Origin of the sequence: Brevibacterium sp. (assembly GCF_052105255.1) — a bacterium.
GTDB classification, from domain to species: Bacteria; Actinomycetota; Actinomycetes; order Actinomycetales; family Brevibacteriaceae; genus Brevibacterium; species Brevibacterium linens_B.
The window spans coordinates 12,855-30,467 of sequence record NZ_JBQDYQ010000038.1 but is presented as its reverse complement, the minus strand read 5'-3'; the positions used below and the strand labels follow the sequence as shown (position 1 = coordinate 30,467).

Annotated in this window: 16 protein-coding genes and 2 tRNA genes; 6 read left to right on the top strand and 12 right to left on the bottom strand. The window is 64.2% G+C overall.

Going from position 1 to position 17,613, the window contains the following annotated elements; translation table 11 throughout:
* Positions 1 to 53 precede the first annotated feature (53 nt).
* Both ACTIIH_RS11175 and ACTIIH_RS11170 read right to left on the bottom strand, forming a co-directional pair.
* Complete coding sequence (locus ACTIIH_RS11175; RefSeq protein WP_441451788.1) at positions 54 to 941, bottom strand: hypothetical protein; 888 nt, start codon at positions 939 to 941, stop codon at positions 54 to 56.
* A 62-nt stretch (positions 942 to 1,003) separates the two neighbouring features.
* Positions 1,004 to 1,077: transfer RNA gene (locus ACTIIH_RS11170), tRNA-Gly, on the bottom strand.
* Positions 1,078 to 1,254: 177 nt separating this feature from the next.
* Between ACTIIH_RS11170 and ACTIIH_RS11165 the strand changes: the two genes are divergently transcribed.
* A tRNA-Pro gene (locus ACTIIH_RS11165) sits at positions 1,255 to 1,328 on the top strand.
* Between the two features lie 148 nt (positions 1,329 to 1,476).
* On the opposite strand, the gene ACTIIH_RS11160 is transcribed toward ACTIIH_RS11165, so the two are convergent.
* From ACTIIH_RS11160 to ACTIIH_RS11150, 3 genes are all read right to left on the bottom strand, one after another.
* Complete coding sequence (locus tag ACTIIH_RS11160; RefSeq protein WP_441090376.1) at positions 1,477 to 2,589, bottom strand: alcohol dehydrogenase catalytic domain-containing protein; 1,113 nt, start codon at positions 2,587 to 2,589, stop codon at positions 1,477 to 1,479.
* 13 nt (positions 2,590 to 2,602) lie between these two features.
* Entirely contained in the window at positions 2,603 to 3,076 is a 474-nt protein-coding gene (locus tag ACTIIH_RS11155; RefSeq protein WP_441451786.1) for a ribose-5-phosphate isomerase, read from the bottom strand.
* Positions 3,077 to 3,166: 90 nt separating this feature from the next.
* On the bottom strand, positions 3,167 to 3,772 hold the full coding sequence (locus ACTIIH_RS11150) for a mycothiol-dependent nitroreductase Rv2466c family protein (RefSeq protein WP_441451784.1): 606 nt from the start codon (positions 3,770 to 3,772) through the stop codon (positions 3,167 to 3,169).
* A gap of 193 nt (positions 3,773 to 3,965) precedes the next feature.
* On the opposite strand from ACTIIH_RS11150, the gene pepN reads away from it, so the two are divergent.
* Genes pepN through ACTIIH_RS11135 form a run of 3 tightly spaced genes read left to right on the top strand, consistent with a single transcriptional unit; the run spans position 3,966 to position 8,133 of the window.
* Positions 3,966 to 6,644: an aminopeptidase N gene (gene pepN / locus ACTIIH_RS11145; protein WP_441451782.1), complete on the top strand. Its 2,679-nt coding sequence runs from the start codon at positions 3,966 to 3,968 to the stop codon at positions 6,642 to 6,644.
* Between the two features lie 12 nt (positions 6,645 to 6,656).
* Positions 6,657 to 7,748 (top strand): mechanosensitive ion channel family protein, encoded by a 1,092-nt coding sequence (locus tag ACTIIH_RS11140; protein WP_441451781.1) that lies wholly within the window; start codon positions 6,657 to 6,659, stop codon positions 7,746 to 7,748.
* Positions 7,732 to 8,133, top strand: coding sequence for a globin (locus ACTIIH_RS11135; protein WP_169252129.1), 402 nt, complete (start codon positions 7,732 to 7,734; stop codon positions 8,131 to 8,133). The genes ACTIIH_RS11140 and ACTIIH_RS11135 overlap by 17 nt, the downstream gene beginning before the upstream one ends.
* Here ACTIIH_RS11135 and ACTIIH_RS11130 read toward each other — a convergent pair whose 3' ends face one another.
* Entirely contained in the window at positions 8,134 to 8,805 is a 672-nt protein-coding gene (locus ACTIIH_RS11130; protein ID WP_441451779.1) for a hypothetical protein, read from the bottom strand. It lies immediately after the preceding gene.
* Positions 8,802 to 9,344 (bottom strand): acyl-CoA thioesterase, encoded by a 543-nt coding sequence (locus tag ACTIIH_RS11125; protein ID WP_441090370.1) that lies wholly within the window; start codon positions 9,342 to 9,344, stop codon positions 8,802 to 8,804. Before ACTIIH_RS11125 ends, ACTIIH_RS11130 begins: the two co-directional genes overlap by 4 nt.
* 95 nt (positions 9,345 to 9,439) lie before the next feature.
* Between ACTIIH_RS11125 and ACTIIH_RS11120 the strand changes: the two genes are divergently transcribed.
* Together ACTIIH_RS11120 and ACTIIH_RS11115 are read left to right on the top strand one after the other, a co-directional pair.
* Positions 9,440 to 10,348 (top strand): acyl-CoA thioesterase, encoded by a 909-nt coding sequence (locus tag ACTIIH_RS11120; RefSeq protein WP_441451776.1) that lies wholly within the window; start codon positions 9,440 to 9,442, stop codon positions 10,346 to 10,348.
* The gene (locus tag ACTIIH_RS11115; protein ID WP_441451774.1) at positions 10,345 to 10,590 is read left to right on the top strand and encodes a hypothetical protein; all 246 of its coding nucleotides are present in this window, start codon (positions 10,345 to 10,347) and stop codon (positions 10,588 to 10,590) included. The genes ACTIIH_RS11120 and ACTIIH_RS11115 overlap by 4 nt, the downstream gene beginning before the upstream one ends.
* Positions 10,591 to 10,818: 228 nt before the next feature.
* Here the strand turns inward: ACTIIH_RS11115 and ettA are convergent, their stop codons facing one another.
* The 5 genes from ettA to ACTIIH_RS11090 form a co-directional block, all read right to left on the bottom strand.
* On the bottom strand, positions 10,819 to 12,501 hold the full coding sequence (gene ettA, locus ACTIIH_RS11110) for an energy-dependent translational throttle protein EttA (protein ID WP_169252125.1): 1,683 nt from the start codon (positions 12,499 to 12,501) through the stop codon (positions 10,819 to 10,821).
* Positions 12,502 to 12,609: 108 nt separating this feature from the next.
* Positions 12,610 to 13,326, bottom strand: a complete 717-nt coding sequence (locus tag ACTIIH_RS11105) for a DUF6993 domain-containing protein (protein WP_441451772.1) — start codon at positions 13,324 to 13,326, stop codon at positions 12,610 to 12,612.
* A gap of 101 nt (positions 13,327 to 13,427) precedes the next feature.
* Positions 13,428 to 14,096 carry a single-stranded DNA-binding protein gene (locus ACTIIH_RS11100; protein ID WP_441451771.1) on the bottom strand — a complete coding sequence of 223 codons (669 nt, stop codon included), beginning with the start codon at positions 14,094 to 14,096 and terminating at the stop codon, positions 13,428 to 13,430.
* 190 nt (positions 14,097 to 14,286) lie between these two features.
* Entirely contained in the window at positions 14,287 to 15,867 is a 1,581-nt protein-coding gene (locus tag ACTIIH_RS11095; protein WP_441451769.1) for a GTPase, read from the bottom strand.
* Positions 15,864 to 17,561: a dynamin family protein gene (locus ACTIIH_RS11090; protein WP_441451767.1), complete on the bottom strand. Its 1,698-nt coding sequence runs from the start codon at positions 17,559 to 17,561 to the stop codon at positions 15,864 to 15,866. Before ACTIIH_RS11090 ends, ACTIIH_RS11095 begins: the two co-directional genes overlap by 4 nt.
* Between the last annotated feature and the right edge of the window lie 52 nt (positions 17,562 to 17,613).

Genomic DNA, 17,613 nt, shown 5'->3' with positions numbered 1-17,613 from the left:
CATTTCCATTTCATGCGCGGCTTGATCCGGATACTCGCATCGGTGGATCAAGGCTAAGTCAGTGCGGTCAGTGAGTTCATCCCGACCAGAGTCGGTCCGGCCAAGCCGAGGGTGACCTGTGATTCTCGGACCTCCCAATAGTCCGGGCCGACTGGAGGCAGGCTGCGACCGCGGTCGGTGAGGTCGAACAGGCGCCGACTGGTCCGTCGCAGCAGATCATCGAGTTCCCCGGTGTCGGACTGGCCGGTCGTCGCCGTGGAGACAGAATGCACTTCGGAGACCGCCCAGAGGACGAGGCCGAGGGAGTCGAACTGCGACTCGCGATCGTCCGGAGGCAGTCCGGTCGACGCTTCCACGCGGGCGGCGAACGACCCGTCGGCCGACTGCACCGACTGCAGGCAGCGCAGATGGCTCCATGCCAGCTCCGAGAGCCCGACCCGCGCCAGAGCCACTGCACAGAAGGCGGTATCCCGCGGCCAGACATAGCGCCACGCACCCGCCCACCCGGCGACCGGGGCGGGCAGCTCGTCACTGAGCACCCACAGGTCGAGCAGAGCCGAGACCGCGAGTTCTCGGCGGTCGGCTGGCAGGGACCCCAGCCACGGTTCGCAGCCCTCGAGGAACTCCTGCTGCCTCCGCGCCGGGCCCGGATCGGCACAATTCGGCATGACTCGCGACTGCGCGGGCAGGATCTGCGCGGATTCGGCATTGAGAGCCTCTCTCAGACCCGAACGAGTGTAGGCGGCCGTGACCGAGCGGACGGGATCCGGTCGGGCCGCCTCGGCGAGGGCTGAGGTGATCGCCGAACCGAGACCGATCGCACCGATACCGACGACCGCTCCGGTGAGCATCGCTCGCCGGCTGGGCCGCGCGATTGCCGACGCAGTGTCCCCCTCATCGCGCAAGGGCATGCTCTCCGGCGGCTGATCCACTGTGGTCATCAGAGGATCTTACCCCTCCGAGAACGAAGAAACCGGCCTGACCATCAGGTCAGACCGGCTCGTGGAGGGGATGACGGGAATCGAACCCGCACCATCAGTTTGGAAGACTGAGGCTCTACCATTGAGCTACATCCCCGTGTTGCGAGTTCGACTATAGTCGAGAACTTCCTCGACCGCCAAATCGACATTCGGTGACCTGCGTCACCTGCCTGGTCGCCAAGCTGATGGAACTGTGAGGTGTGTCGCATTGACGGCTTTGCCTGATTCGCAAGGTGCGAGTCGAGACCCGCCTGTGGTTAGATAGGAGCCGTCGCGGGATGTGGCGCAGCTTGGTAGCGCATCTGTTTTGGGAACAGAGGGTCGCAGGTTCAAATCCTGTCATCCCGACAGACTCCAGCCGCTCGGATCATCTGGTCCGGGCGGCTTTCTCGTGCACAACTACCCCCCAATTACTACCTGAGGGCGGCCCAGATACCTGGCGCTAGGTTGCTCAGCCGCCGTCAGGTAGCACCAAAGGAGACATCTCAGGTGAGGCTCACGCCTCGAAGTCGATGACCTGCCTGACGACCGTCCCGTCGGAGAGCGCGTCGAAGGCCTCGTTGAGCTCGTTCAGGCCGATCGTGTCGGAGATGAGCTCCTCGACGGGCAGCTTGCCTTCCCTCCACAGCTGGGCATAGACGGGGATATCCCGACTCGGCACTGCCGACCCCAGATAGGAGCCGATCACGGTCCGGGCCTCGGCTGTCAGGGTCACCGGGGTGATGTGAGACTGCGCATCCGGGGCGGGCAACCCCACCGTCACAGTCGTCCCGCCGACAGCTGTGGCCGTGAACGCGGTCTCGAAGGCCCGAGCATGCCCGACGCATTCGATGGCGATCGACGCTGTCCTCTGGCCGAGCTGCTCGGGGGTGTAGACCTCGACGGCGCCGAGTTCCTTCGCCCGCACCAGCTTGTCGGGGTTCGCGTCGACGCCGATGACTCCGGCGGTCTCGATCGACAGAGCCGTAATAAGCGCGGCCATTCCGACTCCGCCGAGGCCGACGATCATCACCTCGTCATCCGGTCCCGGCCGTCCCGCGTTGAGCACCGCTCCCCCGCCGGTGAGCACGGCGCAGCCGAGCACGGCAGCGATGGAGGCGGGAACATCGTCGTCGACGGGAACCACGGATGCCCGGTTGACCACGGCATGAGTGGCGAACACGGACGCACCGAGGTGGTGGAGCACCTCGGCGCCGGTCTCGTCGTGGAGACGCACCTTGTGCCCGTCGAACGGCAGCGTTCCGGCACCGTTCGTTGCACTGCCTGGCGTGCAGGGCAGTTTGCCGTCAGTGCGGCAGTTCGCGCATTCCCCGCAGCGCGGCAGGAACACTGTGACGACCTGCTGCCCGATCTCGAGGTCGTCGACACCCTCACCGAGCTTTTCGACGACGCCTGCCCCTTCGTGACCGAGCAGCATCGGCAGCGGCCGGGGGCGGTTTCCGTCGACGACAGACAGATCCGAGTGGCAGACTCCGGCAGCCGTCATTCGGATGAGCACCTCATCGGGGCCCGGTTCATCGAGCTCGAGGGTCTCGATCGCAATCGGCTGCGACTCGGCGAAGGGCCGGGGGCGCTTCATCTCGCGCAGTACAGCGCCGTGGATATTCACATTGTTCTCCTTCTTACAGAGCCTGCTGGCCCTGCTCCTCATACTTCGACATGATGCTGATGCGGCGTTCGTGGCGCTCATCGCCGGAGAACGGCTCGGCCAAGAAGGCGTCGACGATGGCGATGGCCTCGTCTTCCGGGTGCTGGCGGGCACCGACGGCGACGATCTGAGCGTTGTTGTGCTGACGGGCCAGCTTCGAGATCTCCGGGTTCCAGGCCAGAGCGGTGCGTGCACCCTTGACGAGGTTGGCGGCCATCTGTTCGCCGTTGCCCGATCCGCCGATCACGACTCCGAGAGCGTCGACGCCGGCTGACTGGTCATCGACGACTCCCTGTGCCGCGGCGATGCAGAATGCCGGGTAGTCATCGAGAGCGTCGTACTCGTGGGCGCCGTGGTCGACGACGTCGTGCCCGGCTGACTCGAGGTGCGCCTTGAGCACCTCCTTGAATTCGAATCCGGCGTGGTCGGTGCCGAGGTGGACCTTCATATGTCTGCCTTTCGGTGGGATCTCTTGATCGATCGAGTCCGCTGAGTGAACGGGCTGCTGGGTCGCGGCCTTTGGTTCGGCCCAAATGACTCAGTCGAAGTTCGGGCCCTGGTCACGTGTGCGCTTGAGTTCGAAGAATCCCGGCGTCGAGGCGACCGCGAGGACTCCGTCGAAGAGCCGGCCGGCGTCTTCTCCCTTCGGAGCGGGGGTGACGACAGGGCCGAAGAACGCGGTTCCGGCGACGTGGCAGATCGGTGTGCCGACATCGTCGCCGACCAGACTCAGTGCCTCGTCGTGGGAGGCCTGGAGCAGTGCGTCGTAGTCGGCGGTCTCGCCGTACTTCATGAGATCCGCCGGCAGGTCGAGCTCGGCCAGCGCCTCGGATACAGCCTTCTCGAAGTCCTTCTCTCCGCCGGGGTGGATCCGGGTGCCGATCGCAGTGTAGAGAGGTTCGGCGATCTCCTCACCGTGCTCGGCGATCGCGGCGGTGACGATGCGCATCGGGGCCAGGGCCCGGTTCATCAGTGCCCGGTAGTCCTCGGGAATGTCCTTGTCACGATTGAGGAAGTTCAGGCTCATCGGGTGGAACTTCACCTCGACGTCGCGGACCTTCGCGACTTCGAGCCCCCAGCGTGAGGTCATCCATGCCCACGGGCAGGCCGTGTCGAACCACAGATCGAGTGTTTCCTTGCTCACTGTCTCTCCTCTGTCATGCGCGTGCGGGCCCCATGCCGGGCACCCATCGTGTCAGTGCTCAATCTATCAAGAGCGGCCGAGTGCGGGGAGAGCGGTCGAATCCCGATCAGTCGTCCCGACACCGCGGCAGTGAAGCGTGTCCATGAAAGAATGATCGAGTACACCCGGTTCCCGAAGCAAAGGTCGCCCCACAGTGCCGCAACACAACCTCACCCGCGACGAAGCACGCGAACGCTCCGCCATCGTGGACGTTTCGAGCTACGAGCACACCCTGATCCTCACAGGAGTTGGTGAGAGCTTCCGCGTCCGCTCACGGATCCGCTTCACTGCAGCACCGGATTCGACGACGTTCATCGATGCCATCACCGCCAGTGTCGAGCGCGTCCGCCTCAACGGCACCGACCTCGACCTCGCCGAGGTGGTCGCACCGGCCCGTATCACCCTTCCCGACCTCGCTGCCGAGAACGAACTCATCGTCGACGCCCACTTCACCTATATGAACACCGGAGAGGGCCTGCACCGGTTCGTCGACCCGATCGATGACGAGGTCTACCTCTACTCCCAGTTCGAGGTCCCCGACGCTCGCCGTGTCTTCCCCGTCTTCGAACAGCCCGATATCAAGTCTCCGTACTCCTTCACCGTCGTCGCACCGGAGAAGTGGACCGTCGTCTCGAACTCGCCCACTCCGACACCCAGCGACCCGAAGGAGATCTTCGCCGAACTCGGAGAGGCACAGCAGGACGGCATGGCGGTGTGGCAGTTCGCCCCCACCACACCGATCTCGTCATATATCACCGCGATCATCGCCGGCCCGTACGAGTCCGTGCATTCGCAGCTGACATCCTCCGACGGGTCGATTGTGCCGCTGGGCCTCTACTGCCGCGCATCCTTGCTCGAACACCTCGATGCGACGAAGCTGTTTCGGATCACGAAGGCCGGCTTCGAGTTCTTCGAACGCGAATTCGGCGTCTCCTACCCGTTTGAGAAGTACGACCAGCTCTTCGTGCCCGAGTTCAATGCCGGAGCCATGGAGAATGCCGGTGCCGTGACGATCCTCGAGAACTACGTGTTCCGCTCCCGCCCCACCGAAGCACTGGTCGAACGCCGCACGGTCACAATCCTCCACGAACTCGCCCATATGTGGTTCGGCGACCTGGTGACCATGCGCTGGTGGAACGATCTGTGGCTCAACGAATCCTTCGCCGAGTTCATGTCGACCCTGGCCACGGCCGAAGCGACCGAGTTCGCCGATGCGTGGACGACCTTCGCCACGATCGAGAAGTCCTGGGCCTACAGACAAGATCAGCTGCCGAGCACACACCCCATCGTCGCCCCGATCGAGGACCTCGCCGACGTCGAGGTCAACTTCGACGGGATCACCTATGCCAAGGGCGCATCGGTGCTCAAGCAGCTCGTGGCCTGGGTCGGTCGGGACGAATTCTTCGCCGGACTGAGGAGCTACTTCGACAAGCATGCGTGGTCGAACACCGAGCTCTCCGATCTCCTCACCGAGCTCGCGGCCACCTCGGGCCGGGATCTGGAGCGCTGGTCGAAGCTGTGGCTCGAAGAATCCGGGGTCAATCTTCTCGAGGCCGTGATCACCACCGAGGACGGTGAGCCGGCAGCAGGGGAATCGGGGGCGGACGAACAGACGATCGCCACCCTGCAGGTGACTCAGCGGCCCTGGTCGATTCCGGGACAGCCCACCCCGTCCCTGCGACCTCACCGGCTTGCCGTCGGCTTCTATTCGGACAACGGGCAGGGACGTCTCGAGCGCACCCATTCGTTCCCCCTCGACATCGATGGGGAATCCGTCGACGTGGACGAGGCCCGAGGCCTGCCCAGGCCGGATGTCATCGTCGTCAACGACGCGGACCTCAGCTATGCGAAGGTCCGCTTCGACTCCCGCAGCATGGATACGGCGGCTCGCAGGCTGGGCGACTTCGACGATTCGCTCACCCAGCTGCTCGTTCTGGCCACCCTGTGGGATGAGGTCCGTGACGGTGAACGTCCTGTTCAGGATTACATCGACACGGTGCTCACACATCTTCGAGCCATCACCCATTCGTCGGGACTACTCACGCAGATGCGACAGCTCGACACCGCGGTCGCCTCCTATCTGCCGCCTCAGGAGCGAAAGACGATGCACGCCGAGGTGGCTGACCGTTTCATCGAGGTGCTCGAGACGAGCGAAGAGGGAACGGATCAGGCCTTCCAGCTCGTACGCGGGTTCATTCGCCATGCGACCACACCCGGTCAACTGGACCGTCTGAAGTCCTGGCTGCGGCCGCAGACGGAACGCGTTTGTGGGATCGCTCTGGACACCGACCTGACGTGGGAGATCATCATCGGGCTGTGCTCGAACGACGCAGTCGACGATTCCGCAGTCGAAGAGATGAGCCGGAAGGACCCCAGCGCCACTGGTGTGCGCCACGCCGCGACCGCACGGGCCAGTCGCCCCACCTCGACGTCGAAATCGCGGACCTTCACCCGCATCGTCGACGATGCCGACCTGCCGAACTCCGAACTCGGGGCACTCGCACTCGGCTTCGGAACCGGCCTGCAGACGGCCTCCGGCGAGCTCATCGCAGCCGAGGCACCGCTGAGGACCTTCACCGAGGAGTACTTCGCCCGGGTGGCCGGCTGGTGGGAGATGCGCACGGTGGAAATGGCGCAGACGATGACTCTGCGGCTGTTCCCGCCGGTGAGTTCTGCCACAGTCGACGCCACTTCCCTGTGGCTCGACGATCATCCTTCCGCGCCGAAGGGCCTGGTGCGGCTGATGCGGGAGAACCTCGCCGACGCGCAGCGCGCACTGGAAGTTCAGCGTGTGTCCAGCACTTCCAAGCGATCATTGAACCTTCACAGCTAGTCTCGAAAGATCATGACAACCGATGCAATAGATTCCACTGTTCAGAATGCAAGTGACTTCGACTGGGGAACCTTCCTCCTCGGCGCGCCGCTGAAGATCACCGTCATCATCATCGGCGCCATCGTCGTCAACCTCATCATCCGACTCTTCATCCGCCGGTTCACCACCGCGGTGGCCAAGGGCACCGTCGGCAGCGAGAAGGCCGAAAGCGCCGGCCGGACGAAGTTCTTGGCCACAGCGCTCGAGGCGCAACGGACCGGGATCGACGAGCAGACGATCAAGCAGCGCCGAGCTCAGCGGGCGAAGACCGTCGGTCGGATGCTCTCATCGGCGACGACGATCCTCGTCAGTGTCATCGCGATCCTCATGATCCTCGATGCGCTGAGCTTCAACATCGCCCCGATCCTCGCATCCGCCGGCATCGCCGGTGTGGCCATCGCTTTCGGTGCTCAGGAGCTCGTCCGCGACTACCTGTCCGGATTCTTCATCGTCATCGAAGACCAGTACGGAATCGGTGACACCGTGGACCTCGGCGAAGCCGTCGGCGAGGTCGAGGACGTCGGCCTGCGTCGCACTCAGATCCGTGACCTCACCGGCACCCTGTGGCATGTGCGCAACGGTGAGATCCTGCGTGTGGGCAATCTGTCCCAGGGGTGGGCTCGCGCCGTCCTCGACATCCCCATCGACTACCGGACCTCGATGGATGAGTACCGTACGATGACCGCTGACATCACACGCTCTCTGCGGAAGGATCCCGAGCTGTCCAATGCGATGCTCGAGGATCCGGAGATCGCCGGAGTCCAGTCGCTGTCGGGCTCTCACCGAGTCATCCGCACCATGGTCAAGACCAAACCGAACCTGCAGTGGATGGTCGAGCGTGCCTTCCGCGCCGAACTGATGACCCAGCTGGCCAAGCGCGGCGGACAGATCGGTATGGCGCAGGAGACGGTTCTGCGCACTTTGCCCTCCGAGGAGAAGACGATGGCTCCCGCGGTCGCCACCGACTCCGAGAGTCCTTCGCCGCTGCCGGGTGACCAGGAGATCCGCAGCACCGTCCAGGAAGACTCCCCCAGTGAAGGATCGAGTGATGTCGCAGACAACTGACGGTTCCATCTTCGAAGCCGTCGGCGGGCATGACACGTTCACCCGCCTCGTCGACGTGTTCTACCAGCACGTCGACGCGGATGCCGAGCTCATTGCGATGTATCCGGACGGACATGAGCTGGAGGGAGCCAAGCATCGTCTGCAGATGTTCCTCGAACAGTATTTCGGCGGTCCGTCGACCTATCAGGAGCAACGAGGTCACCCGCGACTGCGGATGCGGCACTTCGACTATCCGATCGATTTCGATGCCCGGGACCGCTGGCTTCGCTGCATGCGCGCAGCCCTCGACGATGTGAGCCTGCCGCCGCTCTACGACGAGATGTTCTGGGACTACTTCCAGCGGGCGGCGACCGCGATGGTCAATACGAATCCGAACATCCGCTGATCACCGGCTCTGAGCGCGTGTGAGCAGATGACCGCCCGGGGCGACGAGGCGCAGCCAGCCTCCGGACTCCACGATGCGCAGCTGCCGATCGTCATCGCGACCAGCGGGCGGGATGAAGCGCAGAGCAGCGGCGGCGAAGGCCAATCCACCGGGCATCGCGGTGGACTGCTCACCGAGCATCTCGCGTGACCACACTCGAGAGCGCAGGGCCTTGACCGCGTGCCCTCCGGATCCCTCGGGCGCACCGGTGCTGATCTCTGCGATCCCTGCCTCCGCTGTCTCGTGGAGCCGTCCGACCGTGGTCGTGTCGTATTCGCCCCAGCCTCCGCGCGGAGGTGCGATCCCCGTCCACGACACGAGGACGGAGTTCGGCGGCACCGGCAGAGTGGTTCCGTTCTCGTCGCGTGCAAAGCGATCGAGGAGGTTCGACAGCGGCACCGCCTCGTCGAAGCCGTCCTGTTCGTGGTCGTCCAGGCGCAGCATCCGCATGGCCAGCACCAGCGGCGTCGAGTCGCCGAGCCCGTGTGGGTAGAGCGGGGCCACCGTGGCGGCAAGGACGTTGGAGACGACCTGCAGGCGCATCGCTCCGTCGGCATCCGCCCGGTGCGCCAGCGAAGCGAACGCGGAGAGATCTCGCATCGCCAGCGGGTCGTTGATGTGCAGATCAGTCATCGGCCTGCCCTCCGCAGCGGCGCGGGCGTGCCGAGCACCGACTCCATGGCCGCGGTCTCGACGTCGCTGAGTCGTCGGGGCCGGCCGCTGCTGATATCGATGAAGACGATGACGGTTTCCGCGACCGTGTAGGTGCGCGAACCGTTCGGTTCGCAGATGACATAGCCCACCGTCACCGAGGCGGGTCGCACATCGCTGATGACGAGATCGACGGCGATGGGTCCGGTGCGATAGGGAATCGGAGCGCGGTATTCGATCGCATGGGACGCGACTAGCAGTTCGGTCGTGGCCGAGGCGGCGGCGAAGATCGTCGGGATCTCGACTCCGCTGACCGTCGCGGACACCCCGTGCTGCCCCGGCGTGGTCGGTGCGTCGGAGCTGTGGGTGGGAGAGCCGAGGGCCCGGACTCTCGCCTCCTCCAATAATTTGAGCTGAGTGACGTTGTTCACGTGGCCGTAGGCATCCATATCACCCCATCTCAATTCCAGCAGAACGCGGGTGAATTCGTCGAGAAGGGGGTTGGTGGCGCCTGAATGCATACAACCCATCATGCCACCTTCATCAGGCCGATGCCGCACGCGATAGGATCGTGACTCGTACGCACGATTGGCCCAGTCATCCGAGGGAGAAGCCCATGACCGACGAAGCATCCACCGAAGCGGAGGCGAACGTAGCCACTTTGCACGAGATCCTCGCCCTGCGCAGGCTCGAGTTCACCGCGGCCTCCAGCGAAACGGATTTCTTCATCGGTCACAGCCAATACAAACCAGACGGTCGGGTCTTCGGCGGGCAAGTGCTCGCACAGTGTGTCGTGGCGGCCGCTGCCACGCTTCCCAGCGACCGCCTGATCCATTCGCTCCACGGATATTTCCTGCGCGCCGGCGATGTCAGCGAACCCATCGAGTTCGGAGTCGAGCGACTGCGCGACGGCCGTTCGTTCTCGGCCCGCCGAGTCCACGCGTATCAGAAGGGTACGCCGATCCTGTCGCTGAGCGCGTCGTTCCAGGACGAGCAGCCCGGCCTCAGCCATGCCGAGCAGATGCCGACCGATCTGCCGGCTCCCGAGGACTGCCCGGAACTGCTCGACTACCTCGGCGACGAGGATTCTCCGCTCGTCAGCGATTGGCTGAAGAAGCGTCCTTTCGAAGTCCGTCCTGTCGAGCCGTCCCTGCACACGTCGGGCGTGTCCGATCCCTCCATCACCGAACAGCATTCCTGGTTCCGAGCCAGTTCGACGTTCGGCGACGATCCGGTGCTCAATGCCGCCGCTCTGGCCTATGCCAGTGACTTCAACCTGCTCGAACCCGTCCTTCGTCATCACGAACTGACCTGGCGGACCCCGGGTCTGCGCGTGGCCAGTCTCGACCATGCCATGTGGTGGCACCACCGAGTGCGCGTCGACGAATGGATGCTCTATGTGCAGGAGTCTCCTGCTGCGCAGGGCGGACGCGGGCTCGGCTACGGGCGCATCTTCGCTCACGACGGAACCCTGCTGGCCACCGTGGCCCAGGAGGGCATGGTCCGGGTCAAGGACGTTCCGTGACGCGTCAGGACCCGACGATGATGGACATCATCGGCACCATCCTCAGCCGACTGGTCAATGTGGCGCTTTTCCTCGTCATCGGGCTGCTCAGCCTCGTGGCGTTCATGGGACGCACGGATCTGCATGTGGCGGTCTGCGGGCTGCTCGCCGTTCTGTGCGGAGTCATCGGCACGATCCTCGTCCGTCTGCTGTTCAGAGGGATCGCGAACCTCGGCGGACTCACCAGCCGCTCGCAGGACTGACTCACAGCCCGGCTCGCCCGCATGGCCTCATCGAACCCGGGCGCACAGACGGGTCGGCCTGGTTCGGGACTCAGGTTCCGCGGACAGCCCCAGAGTTTGTGGACAGCCCCAGCGTACGCGGAGAATCGAATCAGCACAGGCACAGTGATGCCCCGGTCGGCCCGACCGGGGCATCACTGTGCCTGCGAAGGACGAGTCGGAACCCAAGCGGCTCAGACCGGACTGAGATCAGTCTCGGGTGAGACGGCGGTGGGTGACTCGATGCGGACGGGCCGCGTCTTCGCCGAGACGTTCGACCTTGTTCTTCTCGTAGGCTTCGAAGTTGCCTTCGAACCAATACCAGTTCGCCGGGCTCTCCTCAGTGCCTTCCCACGCGAGGATGTGGGTGGCGACGCGGTCGAGGAACCAGCGATCGTGCGAGACGACCACGGCACAGCCGGGGAACTCGAGGAGTGCGTTCTCCAGAGAGCCGAGGGTTTCGACGTCGAGATCGTTCGTCGGCTCATCGAGCAGGAGCAGGTTTCCGCCCTGTTTGAGTGTGAGCGCGAGGTTGAGGCGGTTGCGCTCACCGCCCGAGAGGACTCCCGCCTTCTTCTGCTGGTCCGGACCTTTGAATCCGAATGCGGAGACATAGGCGCGGGAGGGCATCTCCACTTTGCCGACCTGGATGAAGTCGAGTCCGTCGGAGACGACTTCCCACAGGTTCTTGTCCGGATCGATTCCGCCGCGGGACTGATCGACGTAGGAGATCTTCACAGTCTCTCCGACCTTGAGGTTTCCTCCGTCGAGCTCTTCCATACCGACGATCGTCTTGAACAGCGTCGACTTGCCGACGCCGTTGGGGCCGATGACACCGACGATGCCGTTGCGCGGCAGTGAGAAGCTGAGCCCGTCGATGAGTGTGCGCCCGTCGAAGCCCTTTTCGATCTTGTCCGCTTCGATGACGACATCACCGAGGCGGGGGCCGGCTGGAATCTGGATCTCTTCGAAATCGAGCTTCTGCGTCTTCTCCGCTTCGGCTGCCATCTCTTCGTAGCGCGCCAGACGGGCCTTCGACTTCGTCTGCTTCGCCTTCGGATTCGAACGGACCCATTCAAGTTCGTCCTTGAGTCGCTTGGCGAGTTTCGCGTCCTTCTTGCCCTGGACCTGGAGGCGCTCCTGCTTCTTCTCGAGGTACGTCGAGTAGTTGCCCTCATAGGGGTAGAGGTGTCCGCGGTCGACTTCGGCGATCCATTCGGCCACGTGGTCGAGGAAGTACCTATCGTGCGTGATCGCGATGACAGCGCCCGGGTAGGTCTTCAGGTGCTGCTCGAGCCAGAGCACCGATTCCGCGTCGAGGTGGTTGGTCGGCTCGTCGAGGAGCAGCAGGTCGGGCTTCTCGAGAAGCAGCTTGCACAGCGCCACCCGGCGGCGTTCGCCACCGGAGAGAACAGAGACGTCCGCGTCCGGCGGTGGGCACCGCAGAGCGTCCATCGCCTGTTCGAGCTGGGAGTCGAGATCCCAAGCATCTGCGGCGTCGATGGCCTCCTGCAGTTTGCCCATCTCTTCCATGAGGGCGTCGAAGTCCGCATCGGGGTTCGACATCTCCTCGGAGATCGCGTTGAAGCGGTCGACTTTCGCCTTGATCTCGCCGACGCCTTCTTCGACGTTTCCGAGGACGGTCTTCTCCTCGTTCAGCGGCGGTTCCTGCATGAGGATGCCCACCGAATACCCGGGGCTGAGTCGAGCTTCACCGTTGGAGGGCTGCTCGATTCCCGCCATGATCTTCAGAATCGTTGATTTGCCGGCGCCGTTGGGGCCGACCATACCGATCTTCGCTCCGGGATAGAACGACATCGATACATCGTCGAGGATGACTTTGTCACCGTGCGCTTTGCGCGCCTTGTGCATGGTGTAGATGAATTCGGCCATAGTGCACTCAGGCTATCGGTTCGGCGCACCCCAGCGCTACTTGGCGCTCGGCAGACCCCGAGGTTGTTCACCAGCCGCCGAGGCGGTGCATCGACCGTGTAGGACTGTTCAGCCGCCGCCGAGTGAGGGGGCTTCGCCGGAGGAGTCGCCCTCGTTCGAGGTCTCCCCGGATCCGCCTTCCCCGGATGTCCCGTCGGTGCCTTGGGGGCCGTCCGAACCCTCGGCTCCCTCAGAGCCCGCAGTCCCTTCCGCTCCCCCGGTGCTCGCCGACTCAGAGTCGTCACCGCTCGGCGTTGGACTCTCGGTCTCACCATCTTCGCCGTTGATATCCTCGCCGGGCAGGTGGCCGGCACCGTTGGAGTCACCGTCTTCGTCGCGCTTCTCACCCTTCGGCGCTTTGACGCCCTTCGGCCGTTCGATCTCGCCGAACAGGCAGGAGCCGGTCGATTCGGTCGGCTGGACGAGGTCGGCGGTGGCTTTGCCATTGCGTATCTCGCCGACGACACAGCCGTTGTCGGTCTTGACGCCGAACATCTTCGCAGGAACCTCATTGCCCAGGGGAGATTCGTCGATCGTCGCCTCGAGCTGCTCGGGGTCGTATCCGGCGTCGAGCATCGTGGAGAAGAACTTCTTCGTCGACGGCACCGCTTCCTTGTCGCCCGTCAGCGGCTTGAGTGCCTTAAGCACCTTGTCGACTTCGGCAACGGGCTTCGCCTGGGTCTGTTTCGGCTGCGGCTGCGAGTCATCGGCGCCGAAACCGAGAAGTGAACAGCCTGACAATGCCAGAGTCAGTGCTGCGGCACCCAGCACAGGAACGAGACGCATCTGAATCCTCGGCGAGAGGGGACGATTGACAATCTCACTGTAGCGGATCACGCATACCGAGCGCGGCAGCAATCCGACCTCGGACCGTCGAGGCCATGCGGTCAGAACGGCGCTGCGGCGTTCGCAGTCTCACGTGCGATCGGATCGTCTTCGTCTCCCGTCTTGCTGTCTGCCCCCACAGTTCCCGGGGAATCGACGGTGACGTCGCGTTCGGTCCCGCCATCGGCTTCGGTCCCGCGATCGTCCTCCCCGCCTGTCCCGGTCGCCCTGTCCGGCCCCCGCGGGGCGAGGCTCTCGCTGTCTCCGGTGCCGGTGTCCGGCGGGGAGGGTTCCAAGACGTCCCAGACCGCACCGGGCGAGCCGGCCGACGCGGTGGTCGTCTGTGTGGCAGGCGGCTGAGAGCGATCGCTTGCCTTCGCCCGCTTGTAGTGAGCAGTTCCGTATCTCAGATCGGGGCCGATGTGCTCGGCAACCACAGTCGGCGAGATTCCGCTGCGCTCCTCGGTGGCCCATTCCCGGTTCCTCAGACTGCCCGTCACGATCACCGCAGCCCCGGTGGTCAGCGACATCGCGGAATTGCTGGCCAGCTCGCCGTAGCAGTCGACTCCGAACCACGAGGTTCCGTCGTCGATGAATTCGCCTGTGCTCTTATCGACTCTCCAATGATTGACGGCCAGCCTGAAGGAGGCGCAGGCACGTCCCGAGGGAAGTGTGCGTGCGGTCGGCTCTGTGGCGATGGTGCCGGTGACGGTGATCGGGATTGCGGACATCGGTGTCTCCAAATCGGTGTGATGAAACCATGCGGTATGCGGTGTCCGCATGGATCTCCAGTCAGCCCGATCCTCCGGTCCGCTGTCCAGGGTCAGAAAATGCCCTGTGGACAGTGGTTCTGTGTCCACAGGGCATCAGGGTCGAAGTCGCACACGTTGTGTGTTCGAGTCGAAGGTGCGTGTCTGCGACTCAGTCGAGCATCTCGTAGGCTCGTCGATGCTCTCCGATCACGGTCTTCACCGGATTGAGATACGAGCTCTGAGCGACGCGACCGACCGCGTCTCGCAGCCTGCCGTCGACTTCGGCGGCGGCCTCTTCGGCACCTCTGGCCCGCGCGGACTTCGCCATCAGCGAAGTCACGAAGGAGCCGATGCAGCCGATCACGAACAGACCGCAGCTGAAGATCCAGCACCATGCCGGCAGGGCACCCGACCCGATCGCGGCGACGAGTGCGGAGACGATGATGCCGAGGAGACCGATGAGCGAGGCGACGAAGAAGATGATCTGCAGGGTATGTGCCAGCGACCACCAACCGGGACTCTGCCGGGTGATCTCCACAGCTGTCACTGCCGAGTCGAGGTTCTGAGACAGTTCGTCCGTGCTCTTCTTCTCCGCCGCCGCGGCCTCGTTCTGCCAGGCCTGCGGCATGGTCGACACGGATTCTGCGATGAGTTCGTGAGCCATGAGACGGACATGGGAGCTCTGGGCCCTCGTCGTCACCGGCACCGAGGCGCGGACGAGCTCGTCCCGATCCTGACCGTGCTTGGCACCCAAAGGGTCGGGCGCGTTGCGCTGTGCCCATGCGAGGACGGGGTAGCCGGTCTTCCGATAGGCACGGCGGATGTAATCGTCGTGCACCGTCTGCGCCACAGCTTCGACACCGGCGGCTTCCGACATCGTCTCGACCAGTCGGGACGCGCCTGCCAGTTCGTCCGGGGAGGAGACCGGTTCTCCGAGTTCCATCCGGATTCGTTTGGCCATCGCCTGCATATCGGCCAGCAGCCTCTCGGCCGCGGCATCGTTGGAGTCGACGGTATCGGCGAGGATGCTGCGGATCTCCGGGATGCCTTCTCGGGACACTGCCGAGGAGATGCGCACGTTCGTCTCGCTCAGCCCATCTTCATTGAGCAGCTGGCGCAGATGATCGGTTGCGGCTTTCTGCTCCTCCGGACTGAGTTTGTCGATCTGGTTGAGGACGACGACCATGTTCGCACTGTTTTCGGCGAGTTTGGTCAGGTACTCCGAATGCAGTGAGAAGTCGGCGTACTTCTGTGGGTCGACGACCCAGAACACGACGTCGACGAGTCCCACCAAGCGATCCGACTCGACCCGGTGCTCGACAGCCGTGGAGTCGTGGTCCGGCAGGTCGAGCAGGATCAGTCCGTGCAGGCGTCTCTGATCGTCGCCATCGAGTGCCGATTCACGCCAGGTGCGGCTGCGTTCGGGCACGTGCAGCCAGTCGAGGACATCGTTGCCGCCTTCGCCCCAGACGCATGCGGTCGGGCGTGAGGTCGTGGGTCGACGCACGCCGACGCGGGCGATCTCGAGACCGGCTACCGCGTTGAACAGCGAGGACTTGCCGGAGCCTGTGGACCCGGCGAACGCCACGACCGTGAAGTCCTCGCCCAGACCCAGCCGGTCTTCGGCCCGGTCGAGCAGATTCTGGGCATCGGTGCGAACGTCCCCGGCCAGCTTGTCTTCACTCAGTGACAGCGCATGTCGGATTCCATCGGCGAGGCGCCGGATCTCGGTCTGTGCAGAACTGTTCACAATGCCACCTCAAGTCGTTCACCGGAGGCGCGCAGGGCGCCCGCTTGCCGCGCCGGTACCGCGGATAGTCTCAGTGCGTTGTCGAAGGGAGTCCGACAGCCCGTGACGATCCCGACAGCGGCATCGAGGAAGCGCTGACGGATCGATGCGATGAGTCCAGCGGCCTCGTCCGCTCCGAAGATCGTCTCTGCGAGATTGAATGCGACTCCGGCTCCCTGCCGAGTGGTCTGCCCGGCATCGTCGGTGCGCTGCGGATCCCAGAAGGCCGCGTATTCGACGACAGCGCACACGCCTGCAACGCCGAAGGAGAGGATTCGAGCCTTGGACTTCTTACCCTGACCGATATCGCGCACAAGCGCATTGACCTCGTCGGACCACGTGCTCACTGCCGACTTCACCGCATCTTCGAGTCCGGCACCGATCGTGCGCAGTTCAGGGTGGTCTTCGATGAGGGCCGCGCCCGCAGCCGTATTGCGCCACTCGGCATTGACCTGATCGACCGCGTCGATGGCCTGTTCCCGCAGGGAGACCGCCGCACTGCGCAGAATCGCCACGTGCAGAGGTGTGGCCGCGTCATGTCTGCCGGTCACCGCAGCGGAGATGCGATCGCGCATCCGAGCCATCGTCGGCTCCAGACCGCGGAACAGCTGTCCGGTGCCCACGAAGTCCTGCCAGCGGGCATTGACTTCTCCGTGCAGGACCCGTCCGTCGGAGAAGACGTCGACGAGTCCCGATTGGGCAGCTCGGAAACTCTTCTCCAATGAACCGGCCAGAGCGTTGTGGGCCGATTCCTGATTCTCAGCGAAATCGGCGAGTTCGCGGACTCGTGCGGGCAGGGCAGAGATCGCGCCTGTGAGCGTGCGATTGCGGATGCGCTCGAGGGAGGTGCCCTCCGTGCCGACCTGAGAGATCCACGAGCGAATCGGATAGATCGCCGCATGAGGGAGCAGCCCCTCTTCGAGTTCGAGCTCGGCGATGGAGAAGATCGGTGAGTTCGCCAGTCCCGCATCAGAGAGCAGACTGGACAGATGATGCCTGACTTCGCGGTTGGCTTCGGGCGGAACCCGATCGAGGACGATGGCGACCGAGGTGCTTCGCGCCGCGGCTGTCTTCAGCAGAGCCCACGGGGCGGCATCGGCGTACCGGTTCGCCGTCGTCACGAACAGCCACAGATCTGCGCTGAGCAGCACCCTGCGCGAGAGTGCACGGTTCGAATCCGAAATGGAGTCGATATCGGGGCAGTCGAGGACGGCTGTGCCCGCTTCGATGTTCTCATCGGCGATGAGGACGAGTCCGGGCACGCTCGACTGCGGATCGGAGCTGCGCGGCAGATCAGGCAGATAGTGCTCCGATTCGAAGAACTTGGCGTCGGCGGGATTGAAGATGACGACCGGCTTTCCCGTCGTCGGTCGACGCACTCCGGCGGGGCTGACATTGCGGCCCACGAGGGAATTGACCAGGGTCGATTTGCCTGCGCCGGTCGAACCTCCCACTGCGATGAGGAACGGAGTCCGTGAACGGTTGATCCGCGGCAGCACGTAGTCGTTGAGTTCGGCGCTCAGTGTCGAGTGTGCTGTGCGAGCGTCGGCGAAGTCTTCGCTGCGCAGGGTGAAGCGCGTCTCCGACACTCGCTTGACGATATCGTTCAACGCTTGGCCGACCGGCGGCGTCACGGCGCTCTTGCTCTCAGTCATCACGCCTCCACTCTCTATGGTTTCCCAGCTTGGCACCAACTGCCACGCCGTA